The 21,262-nt window shown below is 46.3% G+C and carries 21 protein-coding genes; 8 read left to right on the top strand and 13 right to left on the bottom strand.

What is annotated here, in order from left to right; translation table 11 throughout:
• On the bottom strand, window positions 1-921 hold the full coding sequence (gene glyQ, locus F0231_RS16885) for a glycine--tRNA ligase subunit alpha (RefSeq protein ID WP_171760876.1): 921 nt from the start codon (window positions 919-921) through the stop codon (window positions 1-3).
• 440 nt (window positions 922-1,361) lie between these two features.
• Here glyQ and F0231_RS16880 point away from each other — a divergent pair, with 440 nt between their 5' ends.
• Window positions 1,362-1,916 carry a TMEM165/GDT1 family protein gene (locus tag F0231_RS16880; protein ID WP_171760875.1) on the top strand — a complete coding sequence of 185 codons (555 nt, stop codon included), beginning with the start codon at window positions 1,362-1,364 and terminating at the stop codon, window positions 1,914-1,916.
• Window positions 1,917-2,077: 161 nt separating this feature from the next.
• Window positions 2,078-2,338: a hypothetical protein gene (locus F0231_RS16875; RefSeq protein WP_171760874.1), complete on the top strand. Its 261-nt coding sequence runs from the start codon at window positions 2,078-2,080 to the stop codon at window positions 2,336-2,338.
• A gap of 43 nt (window positions 2,339-2,381) precedes the next feature.
• Here F0231_RS16875 and tusA read toward each other — a convergent pair whose 3' ends face one another.
• Window positions 2,382-2,630, bottom strand: a complete 249-nt coding sequence (tusA, locus tag F0231_RS16870) for a sulfurtransferase TusA (RefSeq protein ID WP_171760873.1) — start codon at window positions 2,628-2,630, stop codon at window positions 2,382-2,384.
• 133 nt (window positions 2,631-2,763) lie between these two features.
• Here tusA and F0231_RS16865 point away from each other — a divergent pair, with 133 nt between their 5' ends.
• From F0231_RS16865 to F0231_RS16850, 4 genes are all read left to right on the top strand, one after another.
• Window positions 2,764-2,958, top strand: a complete 195-nt coding sequence (locus tag F0231_RS16865; protein ID WP_171760872.1) for a hypothetical protein — start codon at window positions 2,764-2,766, stop codon at window positions 2,956-2,958.
• Between the two features lie 152 nt (window positions 2,959-3,110).
• Window positions 3,111-4,052: a LysR substrate-binding domain-containing protein gene (locus tag F0231_RS16860; protein WP_171760871.1), complete on the top strand. Its 942-nt coding sequence runs from the start codon at window positions 3,111-3,113 to the stop codon at window positions 4,050-4,052.
• A 64-nt stretch (window positions 4,053-4,116) separates the two neighbouring features.
• Window positions 4,117-4,743 (top strand): cytochrome c, encoded by a 627-nt coding sequence (locus tag F0231_RS16855; RefSeq protein ID WP_171760870.1) that lies wholly within the window; start codon window positions 4,117-4,119, stop codon window positions 4,741-4,743.
• Window positions 4,744-4,745: 2 nt separating this feature from the next.
• A complete protein-coding gene (locus F0231_RS16850; protein ID WP_171760869.1) occupies window positions 4,746-5,666 on the top strand; it encodes a c-type cytochrome in 921 nt (306 codons plus the stop codon).
• A gap of 67 nt (window positions 5,667-5,733) precedes the next feature.
• Here the strand turns inward: F0231_RS16850 and F0231_RS16845 are convergent, their stop codons facing one another.
• The 6 genes from F0231_RS16845 to ilvG form a co-directional block, all read right to left on the bottom strand.
• Window positions 5,734-6,714: an MDR family oxidoreductase gene (locus F0231_RS16845; protein ID WP_171760868.1), complete on the bottom strand. Its 981-nt coding sequence runs from the start codon at window positions 6,712-6,714 to the stop codon at window positions 5,734-5,736.
• Window positions 6,715-6,915: 201 nt separating this feature from the next.
• Window positions 6,916-8,463 (bottom strand): threonine ammonia-lyase, biosynthetic, encoded by a 1,548-nt coding sequence (gene ilvA, locus F0231_RS16840; RefSeq protein ID WP_171760867.1) that lies wholly within the window; start codon window positions 8,461-8,463, stop codon window positions 6,916-6,918.
• Window positions 8,464-8,466: 3 nt separating this feature from the next.
• Complete coding sequence (gene ilvD, locus F0231_RS16835) at window positions 8,467-10,308, bottom strand: dihydroxy-acid dehydratase (protein ID WP_171760866.1); 1,842 nt, start codon at window positions 10,306-10,308, stop codon at window positions 8,467-8,469.
• 12 nt (window positions 10,309-10,320) lie between these two features.
• Entirely contained in the window at window positions 10,321-11,265 is a 945-nt protein-coding gene (gene ilvE, locus F0231_RS16830) for a branched-chain-amino-acid transaminase (protein ID WP_171760865.1), read from the bottom strand.
• A 12-nt stretch (window positions 11,266-11,277) separates the two neighbouring features.
• Window positions 11,278-11,562 carry an acetolactate synthase 2 small subunit gene (ilvM, locus tag F0231_RS16825; RefSeq protein WP_171760864.1) on the bottom strand — a complete coding sequence of 95 codons (285 nt, stop codon included), beginning with the start codon at window positions 11,560-11,562 and terminating at the stop codon, window positions 11,278-11,280.
• Between the two features lies 1 nt (window position 11,563).
• Window positions 11,564-13,210: an acetolactate synthase 2 catalytic subunit gene (gene ilvG / locus F0231_RS16820; protein ID WP_171760863.1), complete on the bottom strand. Its 1,647-nt coding sequence runs from the start codon at window positions 13,208-13,210 to the stop codon at window positions 11,564-11,566.
• Between the two features lie 483 nt (window positions 13,211-13,693).
• Between ilvG and F0231_RS16815 the strand changes: the two genes are divergently transcribed.
• Window positions 13,694-15,217: a YifB family Mg chelatase-like AAA ATPase gene (locus tag F0231_RS16815; protein WP_171760862.1), complete on the top strand. Its 1,524-nt coding sequence runs from the start codon at window positions 13,694-13,696 to the stop codon at window positions 15,215-15,217.
• 33 nt (window positions 15,218-15,250) lie between these two features.
• On the opposite strand, the gene F0231_RS16810 is transcribed toward F0231_RS16815, so the two are convergent.
• The gene (locus F0231_RS16810) at window positions 15,251-16,234 is read right to left on the bottom strand and encodes a DUF2860 domain-containing protein (RefSeq protein WP_171760861.1); all 984 of its coding nucleotides are present in this window, start codon (window positions 16,232-16,234) and stop codon (window positions 15,251-15,253) included.
• Between the two features lie 181 nt (window positions 16,235-16,415).
• On the opposite strand from F0231_RS16810, the gene F0231_RS16805 reads away from it, so the two are divergent.
• A complete protein-coding gene (locus tag F0231_RS16805) occupies window positions 16,416-17,309 on the top strand; it encodes an acyltransferase (RefSeq protein WP_171760860.1) in 894 nt (297 codons plus the stop codon).
• Between the two features lie 51 nt (window positions 17,310-17,360).
• Here the strand turns inward: F0231_RS16805 and F0231_RS16800 are convergent, their stop codons facing one another.
• The 4 genes from F0231_RS16800 to F0231_RS16785 form a co-directional block, all read right to left on the bottom strand.
• Window positions 17,361-17,963, bottom strand: a complete 603-nt coding sequence (locus F0231_RS16800; RefSeq protein WP_171760859.1) for a thiol:disulfide interchange protein DsbA/DsbL — start codon at window positions 17,961-17,963, stop codon at window positions 17,361-17,363.
• A gap of 45 nt (window positions 17,964-18,008) precedes the next feature.
• Window positions 18,009-18,995, bottom strand: a complete 987-nt coding sequence (locus F0231_RS16795) for a serine/threonine protein kinase (RefSeq protein ID WP_171760910.1) — start codon at window positions 18,993-18,995, stop codon at window positions 18,009-18,011.
• A gap of 52 nt (window positions 18,996-19,047) precedes the next feature.
• Entirely contained in the window at window positions 19,048-20,466 is a 1,419-nt protein-coding gene (gene ccoG / locus F0231_RS16790; protein ID WP_171760858.1) for a cytochrome c oxidase accessory protein CcoG, read from the bottom strand.
• A gap of 252 nt (window positions 20,467-20,718) precedes the next feature.
• Window positions 20,719-20,985, bottom strand: a complete 267-nt coding sequence (locus F0231_RS16785) for a YihD family protein (RefSeq protein WP_171760857.1) — start codon at window positions 20,983-20,985, stop codon at window positions 20,719-20,721.
• Between the last annotated feature and the right edge of the window lie 277 nt (window positions 20,986-21,262).

The raw sequence follows: 21,262 nt of genomic DNA, 5'->3' as shown, positions 1-21,262 counted from the left end.
TTACTTCTCCTCTTCCTTACGGCACATTGGGAAGCCAAGAGCTTCACGTGATGCGTAGTACGCTTCAGCAACTGATTTCGTCAGGTTGCGGATACGAAGGATGTAACGTTGGCGCTCTGTTACAGAGATAGCTTTACGTGCATCAAGGATGTTGAATGCGTGGCCAGCTTTAAGAATGCGCTCGTAAGCTGGAAGCGGAAGTGGCTTCTCAAGCTCAAGTAGCTCTTTACACTCTTTCTCGCACTGGTCGAAGAAGGTAAATAGGAAATCTACGTCAGCGTGCTCGAAGTTGTAAGTCGATTGCTCAACCTCGTTTTGGTGGAAGATATCACCGTAAGTTACGTTGCTGCCATCTGGTGCCACGTTCCATACTAGGTCGTAAACAGAGTCTACTTCTTGGATGTACATTGCTAGACGCTCGATACCGTAAGTGATCTCACCAGTCACAGGCTTACACTCAAGGCCACCAACTTGCTGGAAGTAAGTAAACTGAGTTACTTCCATGCCGTTTAGCCATACTTCCCAACCAAGACCCCATGCGCCTAGCGTTGGGTTTTCCCAGTTATCTTCTACGAAACGAATGTCGTGTACTAGCGGGTCGATACCAAGAACTTCAAGTGAGCCTAAGTACAACTCCTGAATATTATCTGGAGATGGTTTTAGAGCTACTTGGAATTGATAATAGTGCTGCAGACGGTTCGGGTTTTCACCGTAACGGCCATCGGTAGGACGACGTGAAGGTTGAACGTAAGCTGTCGACATTGGCTCTGGGCCAAGTGCACGTAGACATGTCATTGGGTGAGAGGTGCCCGCACCTACTTCCATATCTAGAGGTTGAACAATGGTACAACCGTTTTGTGCCCAGTAATCCTGCAGCGCGAGGATCATTCCCTGGAAGGTTTTGATATCGTATTTTTGCATAGTAATTCGCGCGATTCTTGTGTCTAAAATAGAGAAAAAATAACAATCAAGTATACCCAGATATTTGGCATGGGAGTAGCGCTAATCTTGATTAATTGGTAGCCGAAAATCCCCTTTAGTGGAATTTTTCCGACTTACCTAACCGATTTCCATTAAAAGGGAGATTATTTGTAGTTTGAAGGTTGAGAATTGGTAGTGAGGTGGATAAAATCACGCCGTCTTTGGGGAGTAGCTTACCGAGTTATCAACACTGGGATAGTCGGTTCGTCTGTCAACATAATTGATGCAAAATCATCATGGCATTCGAGACCCAATATCGGCGCACAACAATAATAGGCCGATGTGGTTTAGCAAGACCTTAGACAGATCATCATGAACCGGGGTGGGGCGTGAGGTTTGTCTACGGTTAAAATAATTAATCCCACCCTAAAGAGCATGTCTTGAGCGTATTAGCAATCTCAATCACGACCGTCGCACTGGCGGAGATCGGTGATAAAACCCAACTTCTCTCTTTGCTGCTAGCCAGCCGCTATCGCAAACCTATTCCTATTATCGCCGCGATCTTTTTCGCTACCATTGCCAATCATGCCCTTGCTGCTTGGCTCGGTGTTGTTGTGGCCGACTACATGACACCTGAAACCTTAAAATGGGTGCTGGTGGTAAGTTTTCTTGCTATGGCGGCTTGGGTGCTAATCCCTGATAAGTTGGATGAGGATGAACAGATCTCTAACAGGGGCCCTTTCATTGCCAGCTTTATCGCCTTCTTTGTCGCAGAGATTGGTGACAAGACTCAGATTGCTACCTCTATTCTCGGAGCGCAGTATGCGGATGCCTTAATGATGGTCATTCTTGGTACCACTATTGGTATGCTTTTAGCGAATGTTCCTGTGGTTTTGATTGGCAAACTATCGGCAGACAAGATGCCATTGGCGCTGATTCGCAAAGTCACTGCATTATTGTTTGTTGCTCTGGCTATTGGCGCAGCAGTGCTGTAGTCAAAAGTTGCGATTATGGTGTTAAATGTCAATAAATGTTCATGAAATAGAGCAAGTTCAAACTCTGACTTAATATCGTGTCAAGTCGTGATCTCTGACATATTAGTGTCACAATTGTCATGCTAATTTAACGGTGTGAATGATAGCGAGAGGGCAAGTTTATGCTTACACGTTACATGGGGATGACCCCAAAGAGTCAGAGTTATTTGTTCACCTTCGGTTTAGTACTGTGCATTTTGGCGATGGTGCTGACTGATATGTGGCTGCCTATAGTCGCAGGGTCCTTTATCCTCACGGGGTTAACTGTTGAGGCTTGGATTCGAGTTGCGCATATCATCCCTATGCATGAAGAAATGCGGGCGATGCAAAAGCAGCTCAATAAACTGCAAAGCGAAGTACGCACTTTAGAATATGATGAATAAAAAACGGCAGCCTATGGCTGCCGTTTTACTTTGTTAAGCGGCTTTATGCCAAACCTTTCTTAATCAGATACTGATAAGGTAGCTCTTCAGTTTGCGAGCCAACTAACTGATGATCCATAAAGCGACAGAAACTAGGAATGTCGCGAGTTGTTGATGGGTCATCTGCCTTTACTAACAGTATTTCCCCGTCCTGCATATTGCGAATTGTCTTCCTGACCATCATCACTGGCTCTGGGCAGCGTAATCCTTCCGCCTCTAGTGTTTTGTTTGCCTGTTCTGGATTGAATGTCATGGTCATATCTTTACTGGTTCAATTTGAGCTAGATGATACTAGTGAAGAAAAAATATTCAATAACCCCTTGGCAAAGCGATCAATTTGTTTTAACTTAGTTAACAAGTTGGTAACAAATGACAAGGAAGCAAGTATGCTAACAGCTCTAGATCGATTAACAATCTATTCCGTGCTGTGCTTTATTTCTTTTTGCGCACTTGTACTTCGTTCACCAGCAGAATCGTCATCATTTATGCCATTGCTTGGTATGGGTGCGACGGTTGTAGGGATTTGGCTTGAGATGCATCGCTGGCCGAGCGCATCTGAAGAACAAGAGAACGAACTGTAGAACTTCCAACTACACTCGTTTTTTATCACTACGCTCAACTACATTCCGACACTATCCCCAGTTTTCTTGGGCTTCCCCGCTGAAAAGCGGGATTTTTTTTGCCTGAAAAAGGTACAATCCATTTAATCCCTTTCAATATGTAGTGGCTTATTGTGGAATTAGAAGATATCTACCGTCGCGACTTAAATTTATTGGTGGCTCTGCGAGTGTTGATTGAAGAGTGCAGTGTCAGTAAAGCAGCTTATCGCCTGAATCTGAGCCAATCTGCAATGAGCCGGGTTCTAGGACGTTTGCGCGACATGCTTGGCGATCCTTTGTTTACTCGCCAAGGACAACATCTTATCCCTACAGAAAAAGCGCTCGAAATCGATCGTTCTCTCGGTGAACCTTTAGAATCTCTTAGACAGCTTTTATCACCCATAGAGTTTGAGCCGAGTAGTTGCGATCAGACATTTAATATCGCCACTACAGATTATGCGATGCAAACTATTTTGCCATTTGCTCTGCCGCGCATTTACCAAGAAGCGCCTAATGTTTCCTTTAACTTTTTACCTCTTCAGCATGACAGACTCGCGGATCAACTGACAGCCGAAGGCGCAGACTTTGCAATTTGTCGTCCGATTGGCCCTGTCGAGCCACTGCGCAGCGAAATTCTCGGTCGAGTTGGCGTTTTGTGCTTATTGTCTAAACAGCACCCTTTGGCGGACTGTGAATTGAATTTGCAAGATTATCTCAATTATCCGCATGCGATGATCGCGATAAGTGATGGTGTTAAAGCTTTAATTGAAGGGGCGCTGGTCGATCAACCTAAACGTAAGATGGTACTGCGAGCTTATCATTTGGAAGCGGCGCTAGCGATTGTTGATACGATGCCAATCATTATCACTGTTCCTGCTGATTTAGCCTACTTGGTCGCAGAGCGCTATGATTTGGTCATTAAGCCATTACCATTCCAGTTCACCCCGTTTGATTACTCAATGATTTGGCATCCGCGTTGTGAGCATTCTCCAGCCCAAGAATGGCTGAGAGGCATCGTAAAAGAAGAGTGTAGTCGTTTGATTGCGAAGCGGATTGACGATATTGGGTTGGATTGATTGAATAATTGCGAACTTGTCCTAGTGTTTTAATTACAACCAATATAAAGCACTAGGAAGTTCTATGAGTAAGCAACGCCACGTAAGCGCAGTGCTTTCGATGTTGTTTTTGTCGCTCGGCTTATCTTTTTCTGTTGTTGCAGAGCAATCTGTAGTGGAAGTGTGTGCTGATTGCCATGGGCAAGACGGACAAGCAAGAGAAAACACCATCCCCAACCTATGGGGGTTATCGGGCTCTTATCTAACAAGCCAAGTTAAAGCGTTTCGTGAACAAAAGCGCTCCAGCACCTTCATGCAACCCATTGTGCATGACCTCACTGATGAACAAATCAAACAAGCCGTCGCTCACTATGTAGCTCAGCCTGACGCTAAAACATTCACCATTAAATGGCGTGGAGCAACGTGGCCGGGAGATATGTCTCTAGGAGAACAAATCGCATACACCGGTAAATGGCAAGATAATGTACCAGCTTGCGTGAGTTGCCACGGCCCGAGCGGCGTAGGTGTTTCCCCTTCCTTTCCTCGGCTTGCTGGGCAAAATGCGGATTATTTAAAAAATCAATTGATGGCTTGGAAGCAAGACAAGCGTCCACCGGGGGTGTTGGGCTCAATGCCGTCGATATCTAAGGCGCTCAGTGATGAAGAAATTGCTGCGGTATCGGATTACTTCGCTAATCTAGGGGAGCAATGATTATGAATCGATACATTTTGTTCGTTGTTCTGTTGGCTCCTGCGGTGATGGCTGAAGAAGCCTATACTGAACTGCATGAGATCGGTTTGACGCGTGATCTTAAAGATGACGAAACACATCATCAGCCTCAAGATTGGCAAAGCCTACCAGAGGGTGAGTTAGGTGAATCCATCAAGCGTGGTTATTCGTTGTTCATGAACACGCAGCAGCTGCACAAAACAGGCAAAGTGAACAACGGCATGAATTGCACTAACTGCCACATTGGTGGTGGTCAGGTAGCTGATGCCGCGCCAATGTGGGCTGCATATGTCTCTTACCCTGCATATCGAGGTAAGAATAAACGCGTGAATACCTTTGAAGATCGTTTGCAAGGCTGCTTTCTTTATTCTATGAATGCGAAAGATGGCAAACCACCAGAGTTATTTAGCCAAGAGATAAAAGATCTCAACGCCTATTCCTATTGGGTGTCATTTGGGGTAGTGGTAGATAACAACCTACCCGGACGTGGGTTTGCGAATATTGATAAACCAAAGCAAGAACCTGAATTCGCTCGTGGGAAAGATGTTTATCAAAAGCAATGTGCGGTTTGCCATGCAGAAAATGGGCAAGGTCGACAAGTCGCCGAACGTTACGTATTCCCGCCATTATGGGGCAAAGACAGCTACAACTGGGGAGCAGGGATGCATCGTATCAACACGGCAGCGGCTTTCATTAAAGCCAATATGCCGCTTGGGCAGGGCTATAGTTTAAGTGATCAAGACGCTTGGGATGTGGCGCTGTACATTAACAGCCATGAGCGTCCACAGGATCCAAGGTTTAAGGGGAATGTTGAGCAGACTAAAGAAGCATTCCATCAGCACAATGGAACCTATGGTCAACCAAGCCCGATCGATAAGCACACTCTTGGCTCTAAAGCATACTAACTCAAACTTAAGACAGTAAAAGCCGGGCAAATGACCCGGCTTTATTTATTCTATAGAAGGGTAACGATTACAGCTTAATAACTACGCGGCCTGTTACTTGACCATTAGTGATGTCTTCAGCGAATTTAGGTGCTTCTTCTAACGTTGCTTCTGTACATGCTTGCTCGAAGTAGCTATCTGGTAGTAGTTCAACCAGTTTTTCCCATGCAGCGATACGTTTTTCAGTTGGGCACATTACTGAGTCCACACCTTGTAGGCGAACGTTACGTAGGATGAATGGCATGACTGTGGTTGGTAGATCAAAGCCACCTGCTAGGCCACATGCCGCTACCACGCTGTTGTAATCCATTTGAGCGAGAACTTTAGCTAGTACTTTGCTGCCAACGGTATCGACAGCGCCTGCCCAAACTTGCTTTTCAAGTGGACGTGCTGGCTCTTCAAATTCACCACGTTCAATGATGCGGCTTGCACCTAGCTTCTCTAGTAGTGGGCCATTTTGCTCAACGCGGCCTGTCACTGCGGCTACTTTGTAACCAAGCTCAGCAAGCAGTGTTACTGCAACAGAACCTACACCACCACTTGCGCCAGTGACTAAGATCTCGCCGTCTTCAGACTTAACACCACCATCAATGATCGCTTGAACACACAGCATTGCCGTAAAGCCAGCGGTACCCACCATCATCGCTTTTTTGCTGTCGATGCCTTTAGGTAGTGGCACTAGCCAGTCTGCTTTAAGACGAGCACGTTGTGCCATACCGCCCCAATGGTTCTCACCTACGCCCCAGCCAGTTAGAACAACTTTATCACCTGCTTGGTAACGGTCATCTTCAGAGCTCACTACCGTACCCGCGAGATCGATACCTGGAACCATAGGGAAGTTGCGGATGATTTTGCCTTTCCCCGTGATTGCTAAACCGTCTTTGTAGTTTAGTGATGAGTAATCAACATCGATCAGTACTTCGCCTTCCGGCAATTGTGCTTCATCGATCTGTTCGATGGTTGCGATAGTACGTTTTTCTTCTTGGTTTAGAATCAGTGCGTTAAACATAGTGATCTCCACAAATAGAGCTGCAATTTAGAAACTGGATTTAGTGTAGACCTAAAATCGCCATGACAAAAATGAAACTTTAGCATTATATCTATGCGCATCACGCATTTTGACCAAAGTATAATCAAGTTCGAGGTTAGGAAGGATTAGAGGTAAGAAAAAGCCCTTAATCCAAGAGGTTAAGGGCTTTGTGTATTGAGGTTATGAAAGGAAGAATTTGTACGACGGGTTGTCGGTTTCATCCTTACATTGATAACCCAGTTCGCGTAGGTGAGCGGAGAAGCGTGATAAATCAGATTCCTCAAGCTCAAAACCACACAACACACGTCCGTAATCAGCACCGTGGTTACGGTAGTTAAATAGGCTAATGTTCCAGTGTGTACCCAGTGTACTCAGGAATTTCACCAAAGCACCCGGGTATTCAGGGAACTCAAAGCTGTACAAACGCTCTTTGAGTGGCTTAGAAGGTTTACCACCAATCATGTAGCGTACGTGCAGTTTCGCCATTTCATCGTCGGATAGGTCAACCACTGGGTAGCCGCCTTCACGCAGATCGTGAATGATGTTATCCAGCTCTTCTTGACCATCTTGCAGGCGAACACCGACAAAGATATTCGCAAGTGCATCATCGTTGTAACGGTAGTTAAATTCCGTCACAGCTCGACCACCGATTAGGTTGCAGAACTCGAAGAATGCCCCTTGACGTTCAGGGATAGTGACAGCAAGTAGACCTTCACGTTTTTCACCTAACTCACAACGCTCAGAGACATAGCGCAGACCGTGGAAGTTGGTGTTGGCACCAGAAAGCACCGTGGCAAGGTTTTTGTCTTTGAGCTCATTTTGCTCAGCAAACTTTTTCAGGCCTGCTAGTGCTAAAGCGCCCGAAGGTTCGGCAATTGCACGTGTGTCTTCAAAGATGTCTTTTACCGCAGCACAAATTTCATCGCTTGAAACTGAGATATGACCATCAATGTACTTCTGACATAAACGGAACGTCTCTTCACCAATGCGTTTAACGGCAACACCATCAGCGAACATACTGACTTGATCCAGTACGACTGGCTCACCAGCATCAAGGGCGGCTTTTAGACATGAAGAGTCTTCAGGTTCTACGGCGATAACCTTGATTTCTGGCATCAACTGCTTAATCAATACAGCAACACCAGCGGCTAAACCACCACCGCCAACAGGAACGAAGATATGATCGAGGTGGCCGTTTTGTTGCAGCATCTCCATACCGATTGTACCTTGACCTGCAATCACTAATGGGTGATCAAAAGGCGGTACAAAGGTGTAGCCATGTTGATCTGATAGACGTTCAGCTTCTGCTTTCGCCTCATCAAAGTTGCTGCCATGTAGAACCACGTTACCGCCAAACCCACGTACCGCATCGACTTTGATGTCTGGGGTAGTTTTTGGCATCACGATAGTGGTCTTAATTCCGAGCTTTGTGCCTGATAGCGCCATACCTTGGGCATGGTTACCCGCTGATGCTGCAATTACACCGGCCGCTTTTTGCTCGTCAGTTAAGCTTGCGACCATGTTGTAGGCACCACGCAGCTTAAACGAGTGCACCGGCTGACGGTCTTCTCGTTTTATTTGTACATTGTTACCAATACGTACTGCAAGTCGGGGCATTTCTTGAAGTGGCGTTACTGTCGCCACTTCATAGACTGGCGCGCGCAGGATCTGACGCAGATAATCTGCGCCAGTTTGTTGCTCTGTTTTTGGTGGTTGAGGGTCAGTCATAAGCTAGTCCTCTAGCTTTGATTTATCTCGTACTGCACCTTTGTCAGCACTCGTTGCCATACTTGCGTAAGCTTTAAGTGCAAATGAAACTTCACGTTGACGATCAACTGGTTTCCAGCCGAGTTCGTCTTGTTTCGCACGGCGCTCAGCAAGCTCTTGTTCAGAAATCTCTAGAGAGATAGAACGGTTTGGAATATCAATCGCGATGATATCGCCTTGCTTAACCAGACCGATGGCACCGCCGTTCGCCGCTTCTGGTGACGCGTGACCAATTGATAGGCCAGATGTACCACCAGAGAAACGACCATCAGTAAGTAGTGCACACTCTTTACCAAGGCCCATCGATTTTAGATAGGTCGTTGGGTAAAGCATTTCTTGCATACCTGGGCCACCTTTAGGGCCTTCGTAGCGGATAACCACAACATCGCCTGCTTTGACTTTACCACCTAAGATGCCTTCAACTGCATCTTCTTGGCTTTCAAATACAACCGCAGGACCAGTGAATTTATGGATGCTTTCATCAACGCCTGCTGTCTTAACAATACAACCATCAAGAGCGATGTTGCCTGAAAGTACCGCTAAGCCACCTTCTTGAGAAAATGCGTTATCGATTGAACGGATACAACCATCAGCGCGGTCATCATCAAGGCGATCCCAACGACAATCCTGTGAGAACGCTTTCGTCGTACGGATACCTGCAGGGCCCGCGCGGAAAAATTTCAGTACGTCTGCATCTTCGGTTTGGATGATGTCGTATTGCGCTAGCTGCTCTTTCATTGAAAGGCCAAGCACAGTACGAGCGTCGTTGTGCAGTAGGCCTGCGCGGTCTAACTCACCAAGGATGGCCATTACACCACCAGCGCGGTGTACGTCTTCCATGTGATATTTCTGCGTAGATGGCGCCACTTTACATAGGTGAGGCACTTTACGAGATAAGCGATCGATATCGTCCATATCGAAGTCAATCTCACCTTCTTGCGCCGCAGCGAGCAGGTGAAGAATGGTGTTGGTTGAGCCGCCCATCGCGATATCAAGCGCCATTGCGTTTTCGAATGCGTCAAAGGTTGCGATATTGCGTGGCAGTGCAGATTCGTCATCTTGCTCGTAGTAACGACGTGTCAGTTCAACGATACGTTTACCAGCGTTGATGAATAGTTCTTCGCGGTCTGCGTGTGTTGCTAGCATTGAACCGTTACCCGGCTGAGAAAGGCCTAATGCTTCAGTCAGACAGTTCATTGAGTTCGCTGTGAACATACCTGAACATGAACCACATGTCGGACATGCGCTACGTTCGATCTGTTCACTTTGCTCGTCTGACACTTTCGGGTCAGCACCTTGGATCATTGCGTCAACAAGGTCTAGCTTGATGATTTGGTCAGAAAGCTTGGTTTTACCCGCTTCCATTGGGCCGCCAGATACGAAGATCACAGGGATGTTTAGGCGCATTGACGCCATTAGCATCCCCGGAGTGATTTTGTCACAGTTAGAGATACATACCATGGCATCGGCACAGTGTGCATTCACCATGTACTCTACTGAGTCAGCGATAAGTTCACGTGATGGCAGTGAGTAAAGCATGCCACCGTGACCCATTGCGATACCATCATCAACCGCGATGGTGTTGAATTCTTTGGCAATACCGCCGGCTTTTTCAATCTCGCCTGCCACCAGCTGACCCATATCTTTTAGGTGAACGTGGCCAGGAACAAATTGCGTGAATGAGTTCACGACAGCGATGATTGGTTTACCGAAGTCTTCGTCTTTTACCCCAGTAGCGCGCCAAAGGGCACGAGCACCGGCCATGTTGCGGCCATGAGTGGTGGTTGCTGATCTATATATAGGCATCTTACTACTTCCTTATTTTGCCGCGTCTTCTGGGTAAACGTAATCTAACCAGCCCCACTTATCTTCAGTGGTGCCGTTGAATAGGCCAAAGTATGCTTCTTGCAGTTCTTTGGTAATTGGACCGCGTTTGCCGCTGCCCACTTCGATTTTATCAATGGTTGATACTGGAACGACTTCTGCCGCTGTACCTGTCATGAATACTTCGTCTGCTAGGTAAAGTGCTTCACGAGCAATGTTTGCTTCACGTACTTCGTAACCACGATCACGAGCGAGAGTCATGATTGAGTCACGGGTGATGCCTGGCAGAATTGCACTGGTTGCTGGTGGTGTAGTGATCACGCCATCTTTAATAACAAAGATGTTTTCACCTGCACCTTCAGATAGGTAGCCATCAACACTTAGTGCGATACCTTCGTCGTAACCGTGACGACGAGCCTCACCACCAACAAGTAGTGATGATAGGTAGTTACCGCCTGCTTTTGCTGCAGTAGGGATAGTGTTTGGAGCCGCGCGGTTCCAGCTTGAGATCATTGCATCAACGCCTTTCTCTAGTGCTTCTTCGCCTAGGTATGAACCCCAAGGGAAGGCTGCAATGATCAGATCCATCTCTGTATCTGCTGGAGGACATACGCCAAGGCCAACGTTGCCTACGAAACCAAGAGGGCGAATGTACGCACTCTCAAGCTTGTTTTGACGCAGTGTTTCACGTGTCGCTTCCATGATCTCTTCGACCGTGTATGGAATAGGGAAGCGGTAGATCTTCGCAGAATCTTTTAGACGCTTAGCGTGTTCAAGGTGACGGAAGACAATTGGACCTTTTGGAGTGTTGTAACAGCGAACACCTTCGAAAACAGAAGTACCGTAGTGCATTGCGTGAGTTAACACGTGTACATTTGCTTCTGCCCAAGGAACCATTTCACCGTTGAACCAAATGTAATCTGCTGTTTTTGTAGCCATGTATTGCCTTCCTTATGCACAAATCTTTTGTTGTAGGTTGTTATTTGGGAGTTCATCTCGCGCTATTTGCGTGACTTCAACGGTGCGTACGTCCCATAGTTTCTCGATCTGGTTAGTTAAGAAAGAGATTGGGCGATCGCTATCAACGATGATCTCAACGCTCGCGATTTTGCTTTCGTGATTTTGTGTACCAGCCACTTGCTTAACCGTAAATCCACGGTGGCGAACAACGCGAAGAACACGCTCTAACAGTACCGGCTTATCGTCGGCTTTAATGTCGATTAAGTATCTTTCCATGTTATGTGTTCTCCAGCATGTCATTGTTTGATGCACCTGGTGGTACAAGTGGCCACACGTTCTCTTCTTCATCAATCAAAACATGAAGAAGATACGATGTCTTACTTTCTAGCATTTCTTTTAGGGCTGGCTCAACTTCTTCTTTCTTAGTGATCGTTTTACCAGGAATATCAAAGGCTTTAGCTAGCATTACGAAATCAGGGTTGTCATCTAGGATGGTTTCACTATGGCGGCCATCAAAGAACAGCGATTGCCACTGACGCACCATACCTAAGCGTTGGTTGTTGAGTAGTACAACCTTCACTGGGATTTGACGACGTTTTAAAGTACCAAGCTCTTGGATGTTCATCATAAAAGAGCCGTCACCTGTAATAAGGATAGACTGGTCATCAGGTCGAGCGACTGCAGCGCCCATCGCTGCTGGTAGACCGAAGCCCATTGTTCCTAGGCCTGCAGACGTGATGAAGTTTTGTGGGTCACGTGGCTGGATGTGCTGTGCTGCCCACATCTGGTGCTGGCCTACGTCGGTAGAGACGATTGAACTATCAGGCATCATGTCCGACAGCTGCTTTAGTAAGCCCGGAGCGTAGATAAGGTCGCCTGGGTGGTCGTAGCGCCATTTGAAGCCAGTGCGCAGACTTTCGCTGTGCTTAACCCAAGGCGTGATGTCGTGAGAAAGCTCTAGGTGAGGAAGAACTGCAGGGATTTCAGCGCGAATCGCGGCATTAGCAGTACGTAGCTTGTGCAGTTCAGCTGCATCAATATCAATATGGATAACTTTCGCATTTGGTGCGAACGTATCTAGCTTGCCTGTCACTCGGTCATCAAAACGAGCGCCGACAGCGATTAGTAAATCACACTCTTGTACCACTAGGTTGGCCGCTTTTGTGCCATGCATACCTAGCATACCTAAGTAGTGTGGGTCGTGACGTTCAATCGTTCCTAAGCCTTTCAGTGTGCTCACTGATGGCATTGGATTTAGACGTAAAAACTCACGAACAGAGTCGGTTGCGTGACCAAGTTGCACACCGCCACCGACGTAAAATACTGGGCGAGAGCTTGCTGAAAGTAGCTCTTGTGCTTTGGCGATATCCTCAGCGTTTGCCACTGGCATTGCTGGTGGAGTGAAAGGTGGAAGTATTTCTGTCGGTGCTTGAGCCAACTGAACATCTTTGGCGATATCAACAATGACAGGACCTGGACGGCCAGTCTTTGCAACTTCAAATGCTTCAGCAAGAGTTGGCGCAAGATCATTGATGTCGGTAACTAAGTAGCTGTGCTTAGTACAAGAGAGAGACATACCGATCACATCCATCTCTTGGAAGGCATCGGTACCGATATGAGAACTGGCAACCTGACCTGTGATAGCGACCATTGGGATTGAGTCCATAAAGGCATCCGCTAGGCCTGTGACTAGGTTGGTTGCTCCTGGCCCTGATGTTGCCATACAGACTGCAACATCTTGTGTTGCTCGTGCCATGCCGATCGCTGCCATCGCTGCGCCTTGCTCATGGCGACAGAGGATGTGCTCAACACCTCCGTCATACAGCGCATCATAGATTGGCATGATAGCGCCGCCTGGATAACCAAATACTGTCTCAATACCTTGTTGCTTCAATGCGGATACGACTAACTCTGCACCTGTCATCGTGAACCTCCGCTACTATTTTTGCTCTTTTGTTGTGTTGCTTTGCACTTCATGTGCACTCCCATTCTTCCTGTAAGCTCATCGCTTTTTGAGCTTCTTAAAATTGTATATGCCTAAAAACTCGGCGTATTAATTGTAAAAAACCCCCGGACTTTTCAGTGCGGGGGTTTTTTCTATTCTGTGGCTATCTTTCGCCCACTAAACCCCGCGTGGTGTCAATAATGACCACGATAATCAGGGCAATCAGTGCGTTGAAGCGGGCGTTGATGTTCATCTTTATTTCTTTAATTATAGTGGTGCCTAGTTAGGCACGAAAATGTTTGCGTCTCTAGTGGTAACATACTAATCCGTTAAATGACAAGCAAAATGTCATTCTTTTTTCACATTCTTTCAGCATCTAGCCACGCTATATAACAACCTTGATAAGAAAATGAACGAACTATCAGGGGGATAAATAGTGAACAAGCAAAGAATGGGCTGCTCATGGGGTTAGCCGTCATACACAGCCGAGCTTGTGTCGGGGTTGAAGCGCCAGCGGTGACGGTTGAAGTCCATATCAGTAACGGCATGCCGGGTTTCACTTTAGTGGGGTTACCAGAGACGACCGTTAAAGAGTCACGAGATCGAGTGCGCAGCGCCATCATCAACTCGCGCTTTGAGTTTCCTGCTAAGCGTATTACCGTCAACCTTGCTCCTGCTGATTTGCCTAAAGAGGGCGGGCGATTTGATTTACCGATCGCGTTGGGGATCTTGGCAGCATCAGAGCAAATCCCAGCAGAGCAATTGAGTGACACCGAGTTTGTCGGAGAACTGGCTCTATCGGGTGAGCTTCGAGGGGTTAAGGGTGTTTTGCCTGCCGCATTAGCGAGCTTAGCGGCCAATCGGCGTTTGGTGGTGCCTGAATTCAATGGCGATCAAGCTGCGCTAGTCGGACTCGAGACACATAAATCTGCCAGCACCTTACTCGAAGTGTGCGCCGATTTGTGTGGCCAAACCAAGTTACAACTCCATCAGAGCAGTGCGAAAAGGCAACCTCGTGCGTCTCAGCGAGATCTCCAAGATATTATCGGTCAGCAGCAAGGGAAACGAGCGTTAGAGATAGCCGCTGCAGGAAATCACAACTTGCTGTTTCTGGGGCCGCCCGGCACAGGTAAAACCATGTTGGCCTCTAGGCTATGTGACTTATTGCCTGAGATGAGCGACGAAGAGGCAATGGAAACGGCATCGGTGGCCTCTTTGACACAGCAAGAGATCACCATTCATAACTGGAAGCAGCGCCCGTTTCGTGCGCCGCACCATTCAAGCTCGATGGCGGCTTTAGTCGGTGGTGGCTCTATTCCTCGTCCAGGAGAGATCTCCTTGGCGCACAATGGCTTGTTGTTTCTGGATGAGATGCCGGAATTTGAGCGTAAGGTGCTCGACTCGCTTCGCGAACCTCTAGAGTCTGGAGAGATCATTATCTCTCGCGCTCAAGGAAAAACGCGTTTTCCAGCGCGCTTTCAATTGGTCGGTGCATTGAACCCCAGCCCAACGGGGTATTACGAAGGCAACCAGTCTCGTGTGAATCCACAAACGATTTTGCGCTACCTTAGTCGCTTATCGGGTCCTTTGCTGGACCGGTTTGATATGTCACTTGAAATTCCTGCGCTACCTAAGGGCACATTAGCGGAAGGGGGAGAGCGAGGGGAGTCCACCGAAGTGGTGAAAGCGCGAGTGTATGCTGCGCGTGAAACCATGCTCTCTCGCTCCAACAAGGTCAACGCACTACTCGGAAGTCGAGAGATCGAACGCTATTGCCCTCTCGATAAGCAAGATGCGCAGTTTTTAGAAAGTGCGTTACACCGTTTAGGTCTATCGATTCGCGCTTATCATCGAATCATCAAGGTTGCACGTACGATTGCAGATTTGGAAGGGGCGCCCAACATTGCACGTTCTCACTTGGCTGAGGCGTTGGGTTATCGAGCCATGGATCGGTTATTGCGAGAACTGACAGCGCAAGCGGTGTAAAAATGAAGCCCGCATTAAGAGCGGGCTTGCTGATTAGAATTGGTAGTTAACACCTAGAGACATAAAGTATTCATCTTCGTCATAGAAATCAATGTTCGCATCCGTTGTTCCATAACCTGCAAACGAGATTAAAGACCAATCTTCCCAACCCATAAACTCTTGGTATTCATACGCAGCAAATAGGCTTAGTTCACTTTCATCTCTTGTTTTGCCATACAGTGGGTTTACTGCGTCAAATGAGCGCTGGGTGTAGCCCGCTGTTAGTGCAAATTGGTGTTTGTTGATCATTTTGAAATAAGAAACTTCGCCACCAAAAGCGGTAGAAGAGTTAGCCTTTCCATCCGCGTCAGTTTTTACATAGATAAGTGACGGTTGAAGAAAAGAGGTTTTGTTGAGAGCGTATTGGTAGTCACCCTTGATGTAAATTGAACTGCTGCTGCGCTTCAGTGAGTTGATATCATTAATGTCAGTAAGTTCTGATTGGCCTGATTTTTCATCACTGATATCTTTGGTTGCATATGCTGTATCAAGACTAAAGTTCGAACCCATGATACTGTCAAACTTTAATCGATAAGCATTGCCCGTTTCATCGGTAGTGTTACGTTCTGAACCAAGTTGGTACGGGTCAGCCCAAGTTTCACCTGACATAATTGTTGGAAGGAAGGAGATATCAATCACCATACCCGATTCCAGTGCTTGCTTATAACCAATTTCTAGAGCCAAATTACCAACAGCAATATCTTCACGTGCGGTACCAGCATACACTTGCTTGTCTAAGTTAGTGCCAAAGGTATAGGCGATGCTACCAAGGGGTAATGCGATAAAATCACTATTTGTCTTAGCTTTTTGGTTTAGGTCATTAATGGTTTTATCGCCATCAGTATCAAAATTTGAAGATGAAGACATGTAGCCCGTGTTTAACGAAATTTCGCCACTAATGCCCTCTTGATCTGATAGTTGTGCAAAAGTAGGTGCTGCAAAAATGGATAAAGCAATAAGTGTCAGTTGAGCTTTCATAAAAATGATCTCCTTGGTTAGAAGTCGTAGACTTTATGCTCCTAGTTGTCGAACTTTTGTCGAACTAATCTGACCATATTGAGATTAGTTTCAATGTTCTAACGGGGCGGTATAATTACACGCTGTTTCATTAATCACTAATAAATAATCATTTTCCCTAAAAGCAATACTATTAATCATCATGTTGGCATATCTGATACTTATCCTGAACGTTTCTCTCGTTATTCTCAATTCTGCTCTTTGTTCAATAGCAATTTGTGTGGTGGCGATCTTTAAGTTTTTGCTACCAAGTGCACGTCTCAAAGCAAAAGGTACTCAGCTGGCAAATAAAGTCATGTGGGTATGGGCGAGTGTGAACGCTCTAATCCTCAATGTATCGAATCGTGTCGAATGGGATATTCAAGGCGGTGAAGACTTAAAAAAAGAGGGCTGGTACTTGATGATCAGCAATCACTTAAGCTGGACTGATATTGTTGTACTTTGTGCGGTGTTTAAAGATCGTATCCCAATGCCGAAGTTTTTTTTAAAGCAGCAGCTTTTGTATGTGCCATTTATTGGTATGGCTTGCTGGGCGCTCGATATGCCGTTTATGCGTCGCTACTCTCGTGAATATCTGATTCGTCACCCAGAAAAGCGTGGTCAAGATTTAGAAACGACTCGCCGCTCTTGTGCCAAGTTCAAGCATACGCCAACGACGGTGGTGAATTACGTTGAAGGGACACGATTTACCGCAGAGAAAAAGCGTAAAAGCCGTGCAGGCTACCAATACTTGCTGCAGCCAAAAACAGGCGGTATTGCTTATACGTTGGCAGCAATGGGGGACCAGTTTGAAAGCATTATCGACGTGACTCTGGCGTACCCTGAAAATACCGATAAGCCATTTAAAGATGTGCTAATGGGACGTATGACTAAGATTGTCGTTCGAACCGAGGTGTTGCCGATTGATGATCAGGTACGCGGTGATTACTTCAATGATAAGCCTTATAAACGCCAATTTCAGCAGTGGCTAGGGGATAGATGGCAAGCTAAAGACGAACAACTCAAAGAGATATATCAACAGCATTCGTCAGACTAACAGCACAAAAAAAGGGAGCCGATGCTCCCTTTTTAGTGTCTGTTGTTTGAATTACTTCAGTGTTAGCAAGTAGTTCACTAGTGCAAAGTACTCATCAAGTGTTTTGATCGATTGAGCATCGACTAGGTATTTGTTGTTGACTACAACAGCAGGCACACCTGATAGGCCGCTATCTTTAAATTGCTTATCAAAGCGGCGAACCATTGAATCAACCGCGAACCCTTTGAATGCTGCATCGAATTTCTTCGCATCAACACCTTCATCTAGGAAGATCTGGCGTAGCTCTTCGTCATTTTTAGGCGCTTTGCGCATGTTGTGAATGCGGTTAAACATCACTGGCGTCATTTTGTCTTCAACTTTAAGTACAACCATCGTCGCGTAAGCTTTGCTCATCGACTCACCCATGCTACCACCCATGAAAGATACGTGATTTTTCAAGAATTTAGCGTCTTTAGGCAGTTGAGCTTTTAGTTGCTGGATGATTGGCTCAAACGTATTACAGTGTGGGCAGTAGAAAGAGAAGAACTCTGTCACTGTTGGCTTTTTTGAAGCTTCAAGATCTAGAACCTTAAAGTGCTCCCCTTCAGAAAATTGAGCAGCGTGAGCAGATAGGCTCAGCATCATAGTTGCGACAAGTGCAAACAGCTTTTTCATTATTGACTCCATTTTGTCGTGTTGGCTTCGTTTACCGTTTTAATATTACCACTGCGGCATAAGTGATAGCGGTGGCTCATCCAGTGCGGCAATTTGCTCTTTAAAAGCAAGTACCTGACTCTCCCAGTATTTTGGATCATTGAACCATGGGAAAGCGACAGGAAAAGCCGGATCTTGCCATCTTTTTGCTAGCCATGCCATATAGTGCACCATACGTAGACCACGCAATGGCTCAATTAGTTTCAATTCATTGACATTAAAGTCATTAAACTCTTGGTACGCTTCTAGAATGATATCCAGTTGCATCAACTTATCTGCGCGATCGCCATTGAGCAACATCCAAAGGTCTTGAATGGCAGGACCGTTACGCGAGTCATCCAAATCGACGAACATTGGGCCATCTCGCCAAAGAATGTTACCTGGGTGGCAATCACCGTGGAGGCGGATAGTGTTGGTTGAGTCACTCCACTGACTTTCAAGAGATTTGATCAGTAGATCGAGATCATTAAAGAACGCATTCTCTAAGTGCATAGGAATGAACTGCGATTGTTCGAGCAGTTTTCGTGGTTTGTGGAGGTACTCGTCGAGCCCAATAGTAGGGCGATGAGTAAATGGTGTTTTTGATCCTACTTTGTGGATACGGCCAAGAAAGCGACCAACTCCTTCTAACTGCTCAAGATTATCGACTTCAAATTGACGTCCACCAACGCTTTCAAACAGGGCAAATAAGTAGCCTTGATAGTGATGAAGCGTTTGACCGCCTAGCACAACCGGTGGTGCGACGGGGATTTCCGACTCAATTAGCTCTAAAGTAAAGTCGTGCTCTTCTTGGATCTGCTCTTGGCTCCAACGCTCTGGTCGGTAGAATTTCACGACATAGCGTTGGCGCTCTTCATCAGTGAACTGATAGACGCGGTTCTCATAACTGTTTAGCGCGAGAAAGCCTGACTCTGCACGAATGCCAATGCTCTCTAGGGCGTACCACATAAAGTCAGGTGTCAGGGCGTCAAAATTAAAAGCTTGTTGTGTCATAAAATAAAAGAGGCTCATTACTGAGCCTCTTTCCATTGGGTAAGTAGAGTAGTTACAGCTTTTTAATAAAGCGGCTCTCTACTGAAATCGTAAACTCTTCACTGTCAGACAGTATAAACTGAATTGTTGAAACAGGTGAGCTGAGATTGTCTGGGTTAACGCCCAAGCTCATTGGTAAGCTAAGGACTTCACCAGGCTCGACTTGGATGGTTTGTTTGCCATACCAAGAGGCGTCACTTAGCCCTTCTACAGAGAGTGAGTAGGTTTGCTCTTGCTGGGTTTTGTTGATGACCTTGAGCGTGTAGGTGTTTTCTATCTCACCTGACCCGTTAACCCTAAATAGCTGATTTCGGTCTCGTAGAACACTCAAGCCAGCAGGATCAACACTGGCAACCTGAACAAAGAACAGGCCAAGCATGACAAGTAATACTGCGCCGTAGCCTAATAGCTTCGGACGAGCGACTTTAGTCTCTTTACCGGATAGACGGTGCTCGGTGGTGTAGCTAATCAGACCCTTCTCATAGCCCATACGGTCCATGGTCTTATCACAGGCATCAATACAGGCACCGCAGTTGATACACTCATATTGCAGGCCATCACGGATGTCGATTCCTGTCGGACAAACCTGTACACAGAGGTCACAGTCGATACAGTCGCCAAGGCCAAGCGCTTTCGGATCGGCTTTGCGAGAACGAGGTCCACGTGCTTCACCGCGCTTGCTATCGTAGCCGACAATGAAGGTATCTTTATCAAACATTGCCGATTGAAAACGCGAGTATGGGCACATGTGAATACACATGATAGAACGCATCCAGCCCGCATTAGCGTAGGTACAACCAGCAAAGAACAGCACCCAAAATACTGGCCAGAATTCAGCGTTGAAGGTGAAAAAGCCGGTGACGAGTTCTTTCATTGGAATAAAGTAACCAACGAATGTCAGGCCTGTCGCGATCGCGATCGCTAACCAGGCCACATGCTTTGCTGTTTTACGCAGCGCTAAGTTGGCGGTGAGTTTGTTTGAGTCTTGTTTGCGACGTTTATTGGCGCTGCCTTCAAGTTTCTCTTCAAACCAGATATACATGAATGTCCAAACGGTTTGAGGGCACAAGTAGCCACACCAGACCCGTCCGAGGAAAGTGGTTAAGAAAAACAGGCCAAACGCGGCGATCATAAACAGCAAAGCCAGCAAGGTTAGATCTTGCGGGTAAAGAGTGGTGCCAAAGAAGTTGAATTGCTGCTGACCGATATCAAGTAAGATCGCTTGGCGTTCACCGTAAGGGATCCAAGGGATGAGTGCGAACACCAATAGCAAGAACCAGCCACCGTAGCGACGGAGCTTTTGGAATGTGCCTTTGCTTTCTCGCACATAAATTCGGTTGCTTGGGTTGAACCTATCCCCTTTGGTTTTATGTGTTTTGGGATTAAAGGTTTTGGGAGTCACATCTTTGATATCGATTTTATCTTGACTCATTACGCTTCCTTCTAGGCTTTGCGGTGTGATTTATGCGTTTCACACTCTATAGACATTGCTATTTGATATTTTAGTAAATTCTTATGGACGGCGATTATATACGCAATAACATTTTTATTTCTTTAAGGTTATCAACCTTTAACAACAAAGATCGGTACAGTTATAGACATAAATCGCCTAACAGTTCGGCTTTTCATATTCGACAGGTATAAAAAAAGCGGCCGAAGCCGCTTATTAGATATGAATCCGTCTTTAGCTGATGATGCCACGAGCACGCAGAATCGCAGTCTTAAAATCATCTTCTTGGTCTTTTTTAAGACCCGGGATCATTTCATCTTTCTCGCTGTTACGCATTTTAAGGTGATAGATCAGGACATCATCCGTGAGGTCTTCCAGCTTACCTTCGTATCCTGCCTCTTGCGCAAGCTTAACAATCATTTGTAGCAGGTTAAGATCTTGGTCTTTTTGCCACTCAGGCTCTAACAGCTCAAGTAGCTCCTCAATACGGTGACATTTCATCGGCTTTCTCCACAATATTTATATTGGTTTTGCGATAAAGTACCAGATTCTGTGTACTCAAAAAACAGTAGGCTGTCTTTTGAGTACATGGATCAGCGACTCTTCTTTAGCTGTCTCTTTCGTGCAGCAACCATTACGGTGAGCAGAGCCATGATTATCCATGGGAAATGACCTGCACTAACATAGATAAAATGTTGTTCGTCGATAGGTAGTTCTTTATCGAGCGGTATCGGGGTTACAAAGCCATTAGGGTCGATGATTCTTCCGTTTGCACTGC

The organism is Vibrio sp. RE86 (assembly GCF_013114545.1).
In the GTDB taxonomy this organism is placed as follows: Bacteria; Pseudomonadota; Gammaproteobacteria; order Enterobacterales; family Vibrionaceae; genus Vibrio.
Note: the sequence above shows the minus strand (reverse complement) of the source record. Positions and strands in the feature narration are given on the sequence as shown.

What these genes read in the sequence shown, in the direction of transcription:
- F0231_RS16855 (WP_171760870.1), top strand. Translation starts at nt 4,117, where the DNA reads ATGAGTAAGCAACGCCACGTAAGCGCAGTGCTTTCGATGTTGTTTTTG.
- F0231_RS16800 (WP_171760859.1), bottom strand. Translation starts at nt 17,963, where the DNA reads ATGAAAAAGCTGTTTGCACTTGTCGCAACTATGATGCTGAGCCTATCT.
- ccoG (WP_171760858.1), bottom strand. Translation starts at nt 20,466, where the DNA reads ATGAGTCAAGATAAAATCGATATCAAAGATGTGACTCCCAAAACCTTT.
- F0231_RS16795 (WP_171760910.1), bottom strand. Translation starts at nt 18,995, where the DNA reads ATGACACAACAAGCTTTTAATTTTGACGCCCTGACACCTGACTTTATG.
- tusA (WP_171760873.1), bottom strand. Translation starts at nt 2,630, where the DNA reads ATGACATTCAATCCAGAACAGGCAAACAAAACACTAGAGGCGGAAGGA.
- F0231_RS16850 (WP_171760869.1), top strand. Translation starts at nt 4,746, where the DNA reads ATGAATCGATACATTTTGTTCGTTGTTCTGTTGGCTCCTGCGGTGATG.
- ilvM (WP_171760864.1), bottom strand. Translation starts at nt 11,562, where the DNA reads ATGGAAAGATACTTAATCGACATTAAAGCCGACGATAAGCCGGTACTG.
- F0231_RS16805 (WP_171760860.1), top strand. Translation starts at nt 16,416, where the DNA reads ATGTTGGCATATCTGATACTTATCCTGAACGTTTCTCTCGTTATTCTC.
- ilvE (WP_171760865.1), bottom strand. Translation starts at nt 11,265, where the DNA reads ATGGCTACAAAAACAGCAGATTACATTTGGTTCAACGGTGAAATGGTT.
- glyQ (WP_171760876.1), bottom strand. Translation starts at nt 921, where the DNA reads ATGCAAAAATACGATATCAAAACCTTCCAGGGAATGATCCTCGCGCTG.
- F0231_RS16875 (WP_171760874.1), top strand. Translation starts at nt 2,078, where the DNA reads ATGCTTACACGTTACATGGGGATGACCCCAAAGAGTCAGAGTTATTTG.
- F0231_RS16845 (WP_171760868.1), bottom strand. Translation starts at nt 6,714, where the DNA reads ATGTTTAACGCACTGATTCTAAACCAAGAAGAAAAACGTACTATCGCA.
- ilvG (WP_171760863.1), bottom strand. Translation starts at nt 13,210, where the DNA reads ATGACAGGTGCAGAGTTAGTCGTATCCGCATTGAAGCAACAAGGTATT.
- F0231_RS16865 (WP_171760872.1), top strand. Translation starts at nt 2,764, where the DNA reads ATGCTAACAGCTCTAGATCGATTAACAATCTATTCCGTGCTGTGCTTT.
- F0231_RS16810 (WP_171760861.1), bottom strand. Translation starts at nt 16,234, where the DNA reads ATGAAAGCTCAACTGACACTTATTGCTTTATCCATTTTTGCAGCACCT.
- F0231_RS16815 (WP_171760862.1), top strand. Translation starts at nt 13,694, where the DNA reads ATGGGGTTAGCCGTCATACACAGCCGAGCTTGTGTCGGGGTTGAAGCG.
- F0231_RS16785 (WP_171760857.1), bottom strand. Translation starts at nt 20,985, where the DNA reads ATGAAATGTCACCGTATTGAGGAGCTACTTGAGCTGTTAGAGCCTGAG.
- ilvA (WP_171760867.1), bottom strand. Translation starts at nt 8,463, where the DNA reads ATGACTGACCCTCAACCACCAAAAACAGAGCAACAAACTGGCGCAGAT.
- ilvD (WP_171760866.1), bottom strand. Translation starts at nt 10,308, where the DNA reads ATGCCTATATATAGATCAGCAACCACCACTCATGGCCGCAACATGGCC.